We start from the raw sequence: 4,419 nt of genomic DNA, 5'->3' as shown, positions 1-4,419 counted from the left end.
TCGGTCAGCTTCCTTATCGTTCCGCCCATTCCTATAACGCAGTCGTCCGGATGAGGCTCGATGCAGAGGATTTTGTCCGCTCCGTCGAAGGGGTTGCCCAGGTCGAACTCAAGAACCTCGTCGAGCAGTCTCTTGAAAGCCGTCTCAAAGTCGTTCACGTCCTCGAACATTCCGCTCACCTCGAATTATAAAGGACACCGAATTTATAATCAAAGGCCAGAATATAAAAAGGTTTCAGTTGGGAGGCAAACCTTTAAAATTAACGCCCGTAGTGGTAACGGTGATGGAAATGGAGGAGCTGGTCGAGGTCAAAATCCCGAAGAGCCTCTACGACAGGATAAAGGAGCGCGTTGAAGAAGCCGGATTCGAGAGCGTTGACGAGTACGTTACCTACGTCCTCAGAGAGGTCCTTGCAAACCTCGAGGAGGAAGAGGAGGAAGTCTTCAGCGAGGAGGAGGAAGAGAAAGTCAAGGAGCGCCTCAGGGCCCTCGGCTACCTCGACTGATTCCGTTTCTTTTGGTTAAGTGAACTGAGGTGGTAGAATGGTCTCAAAGCCCCACGGCGGAAAGCTCGTCAGGCGCATCGTCGCCGAGAGAACCCGCGAGAGGATTTTGAGTGAGCAGAGTGAATACCCCCGCGTTCAGATTGAGCACGGCCGCGCCATAGACATCGAGAACATCGCCCACGGCGTTTACTCTCCGCTTAAAGGCTTCCTCACGAGCGACGACTTCGGGAGCGTTCTCAACGAGATGCGCCTGAGCAACGATTTGCCCTGGACGATTCCGATTGTCCTCGACGTTGAAAAGCCAAACTTCGACGAGGGCGATGCAATCCTCCTCTACTACGAGGACCTCCCGGTAGCGAGGATGCACGTCGAGGAAATCTACACCTACGACAAGAGGGAGTTCGCGGTCAAGGTCTTCAAGACAGATGACCCGGCACATCCAGGCGTTGCAAGGGTCATGAACATGGGCAATTACCTGGTCGGCGGTGAAATCGAGCTTCTCAACGAGGTCCCAAATCCGTTCGCGAAGTACACCCTGAGGCCGGTTGAAACGAGGGTTCTCTTCAAGGAGCTCGGCTGGAAGACGATAGTGGCCTTCCAGACGAGGAACGTCCCGCACCGCGGCCACGAGTACGTGCAGAAGGCCGCTTTAACCTTCGTGGACGGACTCTTCGTGAACCCGGTCCTCGGGAGGAAGAAGAAAGGTGATTACAAGGACGAGGTCATAATAAAGGCCTACGAGGCCCTGTTCAGGCACTACTATCCAAAGGACAGTGCGACCCTCGCAACGGTTCGCTACGAGATGCGCTACGCTGGGCCGAGAGAAGCCATACACCACGCCATAATGAGGAAGAACATGGGGGCGACGCACTTCATCGTTGGCAGGGACCACGCGGGTGTTGGAAACTACTACGGCCCCTACGAGGCTTGGGACCTCTTCGATGAGTTCCCCGACCTCGGCATAACCCCGATGTTCATAAGGGAAGCGTTCTACTGCAAGAAGTGCGGCGGAATGGTCAACGCCAAGATATGCCCGCACGGCGAGGAATTCCACGTCCACATAAGCGGAACCAAGCTCAGGAAGATGATAATGGCAGGGGAAAAGCCGCCGGAGTACATGATGCGTCCGGAGGTTTACGAGGTCGTCAGGAGCTTCGAGAACCCCTTTGTGGAATGAGGCGAAACGTTATTACCCTTCTCATCCATCTTTTATCGGTGGGACTGATGGAGGAAGTCGAGGTAGTTTATGAGAACGGCGTCTTCAAGCCGTTGAAGAAGGTGAGCCTCAAGGAGGGAACTCACGGTAAGGTAATCGTCGAGCTTGGGTTAGCGGACATCATTGAGAAATTCAGCGAGAAAGTTGAGAAAGACGCCCTCAGGGAGTTCTTGGGGGAGAGGTTTTAAATAAGAAGGCCCTTGAATCCAATGAGGTGAGTTAGGTGAACCTAATCGTCCACCACTGGGACACGGACGGAATCACTTCAACGGCACTTCTCGTGAAGGCGCTTAACCTCGATGACTTTACCAACATGACCTCTGAGATAGGAGAGTTCCTCTTCGACGAGAGAATCTGGAGGGCAATCGAAAGGGCCGAGAGGCTCTACGTTCTGGACTTCAACGTTCCGAGCGAGGTCGAGAGGGTTAAAGTTCCCACGCTCTTCATCGACCACCACAGCCAGCCGAGAATAAAAAACCCGCTCGTTGAGCAGGTGAACCCGTCGCTCGAAGGGAGCTATTATCCCTCGTGCTCCCTCGTGGTCTCGGAGCGCTTCAACCTCTTCAACGCGTGGACCGCCCTCGGGGCAATCGGCGACATCGGCGAGAGGGCGTTCGAGTTTGGGTGGGTCAAGAGGCTTTTGGAGAGAGAAGGGCTCTCGCGGGAAGAGGCTTTAAGGCTCGTGGAGCTTGTAGATTCCAATTACATAGCCATGGACAGGGAGAGCGTTGAGGAAGCCGTGAAGGTTCTCCTGAACAATCCGCTCAAGGAACTCCTCGACCACGAGCCGTGGGTTAAGAAGGCAGAGGCGATAAGGGAGTCAATCGAAAAAGCCATTTCCAGAGTTGAGGAGAGAAGCGGTTTCGCCTTCGTCCGCTTTGAGAGTCCCTACAACATAATCTCAAAAGTCGCCAGAAGGCTCGTGTGGGAGATGAACTACAGGGGAGCGGTTGTCATCAACCGGAACTTCCACGGAAAGGCCCAGCTCTACTTCAGAATCTCCCCTGAAACGGCCGAAAAGATTGACATGAAGGCCCTGATAGAGAGGGTTAAGAAAACAGGCGCGAACGCCGGTGGCAAGAGGGAAGTTCTCGGTTGCGTCTGCGAGAGGGGAAAGGTTGATGAGGTTTTGAAGCTGATAGAGGAGCAACTGGGGTGGTGAGATGTTCGAGGAAAAGGTTAAGGAAGGTATGGAAAAAGCTAAGAAGCTCTTCGTCATCGGTCTCGACTCGGCTCCGCCGGAGCTACTATTCGGGAAGTTCTACGACGAACTGCCGAACCTGAGGAAGCTCATAGAGCGCTCGATTCACGGGCCGATGAAGACTGGCATTCCGGCGATAACCATTCCCATGTGGATGGTGATGGTCACCGGCAAAACGCCAGGAGAGCTAGGCCTCTACGGCTTCAGGCACAGGAAGGGCCACAGCTACACCGAGTACTGGATTGCCCACAGCAAGAAGGTGAAAGAGCCGACGCTCTGGGATTACCTTGGGGCGAGGGGAAAGAAGTCGATAATCGTCGGAGTCCCGCCAACTTACCCACCGAAGCCGATAAACGGCCACCTCGTCAGCTGTTTCATAACTCCAGATGCGAGCGTGGACTACACCTATCCTAAGGAGCTCAAGGGCGAAATTGAGCGCCTCGTCGGCGAGTACATCTTCGACGTCCCCTTCAGGAAGGAGGCCAAAGACGAGGTCAAGGAAGGCCTCTGGGAGATGACGGAAAAGCGCTTCGAGGTAATCCGCTATCTTTTGAGCGAGAAGGAGTGGGACTACTTCCACTTCGTCGAGATTGGCCTGGACAGGGTTCACCACGCCTTCTGGCGCTACTTCGACCCCAACCACCACCTCTACCCCGGAAAGGGCAACGAGTACGAGAACGTCATTCCCGACTACTGGAAGCTCTTGGATAAGGAAATCGGAAAGACGCTCGAGCTCATAGACCTCGACGAGACGGCCGTGATGATAGTTTCCGACCACGGCATAAAGGGGATGCACGGCAACTTCGCGGTCAACCAGTGGCTGGCAGAGGAGGGCCTCCTCAAGGTCAGAAACCCGGAGGTTCTCCACGACGGGAAAATCAAGCGCTTCGAGCAGATAAAGGTTGACTGGAAGGAAACGGTAGCGTGGGGCTGGGGAGGCTACTACTCACGCGTTTTCCTCAACGTGAAGGGCAGGGAGCTGTTCGGCAAGGTTCCGAAGAGCAGGTTCGACGAGGTTAGAGAAGAAGTGGCCGAGCTTATACGCTCCATTAGAGGGCCTAACGGCGAGAAGTGGGACAACCGCGTCTACTTCCCTGAGGACATCTACCCGGTCGCGAGGGGGAGCAAGCCCGACATAATGGTCTACTTCGACAACCTCAACTGGCGCGCCGCCGGAACTATCGGCTGGGAAAGCAACTACCTGCCCGAGAACGACACCGGGCCGGACGACGCGAACCACTCGGAAATCGGCGTGTTCTCGCTCTACCTCCCGGGCTTCGACGAAGCAAAGCAGACCCAGCTGACAATCTACGACGTGGCCCCAACGGTACTTACACTCTTCGGCCTGAAGGAGGAAGCCGAGAAGCTCAAGGGAGAGAGCATTCTCCCGTGAGTCCCTTATTTTTTGAGAGGGTCGGCCAATGGAAATCAGGTTCATACCCCATGCGCTTCAGAGACTCGAGGAGAGGGGGATTCCCAGAGAACTCGTTGAAGAGG

The 4,419-nt window shown here is 55.0% G+C and carries 5 protein-coding genes; all 5 read left to right on the top strand.

All coding sequences use genetic code 11. The features are described 5' to 3' along the window. Nucleotides 1-283: 283 nt before the first annotated feature. Genes MVK46_RS09395 through MVK46_RS09375 form a run of 5 tightly spaced genes read left to right on the top strand, consistent with a single transcriptional unit; the run spans nt 284 to nt 4,315 of the window. Nucleotides 284-505, top strand: a complete 222-nt coding sequence (locus tag MVK46_RS09395; RefSeq protein ID WP_297536418.1) for a CopG family transcriptional regulator — start codon at nt 284-286, stop codon at nt 503-505. A 37-nt stretch (nt 506-542) separates the two neighbouring features. After that, on the top strand, nt 543-1,682 hold the full coding sequence (gene sat, locus MVK46_RS09390; RefSeq protein WP_297536417.1) for a sulfate adenylyltransferase: 1,140 nt from the start codon (nt 543-545) through the stop codon (nt 1,680-1,682). Nucleotides 1,683-1,729: 47 nt separating this feature from the next. After that, the gene (locus MVK46_RS09385; RefSeq protein ID WP_297536416.1) at nt 1,730-1,909 is read left to right on the top strand and encodes an antitoxin family protein; all 180 of its coding nucleotides are present in this window, start codon (nt 1,730-1,732) and stop codon (nt 1,907-1,909) included. 35 nt (nt 1,910-1,944) lie between these two features. Further along, a complete protein-coding gene (locus MVK46_RS09380) occupies nt 1,945-2,883 on the top strand; it encodes a DHH family phosphoesterase (protein ID WP_297536415.1) in 939 nt (312 codons plus the stop codon). Nucleotide 2,884: 1 nt separating this feature from the next. Further along, nucleotides 2,885-4,315, top strand: coding sequence for an alkaline phosphatase family protein (locus tag MVK46_RS09375; protein WP_297536414.1), 1,431 nt, complete (start codon nt 2,885-2,887; stop codon nt 4,313-4,315). Nucleotides 4,316-4,419 lie beyond the last annotated feature (104 nt).

The organism is Thermococcus sp., assembly GCF_027066465.1.
Lineage (GTDB): Archaea > Methanobacteriota_B > Thermococci > Thermococcales > Thermococcaceae > Thermococcus.
This window is presented reverse-complemented; position numbering and strand designations above follow the sequence as displayed.

Bases quoted from the DNA above. Each gene is read 5' to 3' on its own strand.
- MVK46_RS09385 (WP_297536416.1), top strand. From the start codon at position 1,730: ATGGAGGAAGTCGAGGTAGTTTATGAGAACGGCGTCTTCAAGCCGTTG.
- MVK46_RS09375 (WP_297536414.1), top strand. From the start codon at position 2,885: ATGTTCGAGGAAAAGGTTAAGGAAGGTATGGAAAAAGCTAAGAAGCTC.
- sat (WP_297536417.1), top strand. From the start codon at position 543: ATGGTCTCAAAGCCCCACGGCGGAAAGCTCGTCAGGCGCATCGTCGCC.
- MVK46_RS09395 (WP_297536418.1), top strand. From the start codon at position 284: ATGGAAATGGAGGAGCTGGTCGAGGTCAAAATCCCGAAGAGCCTCTAC.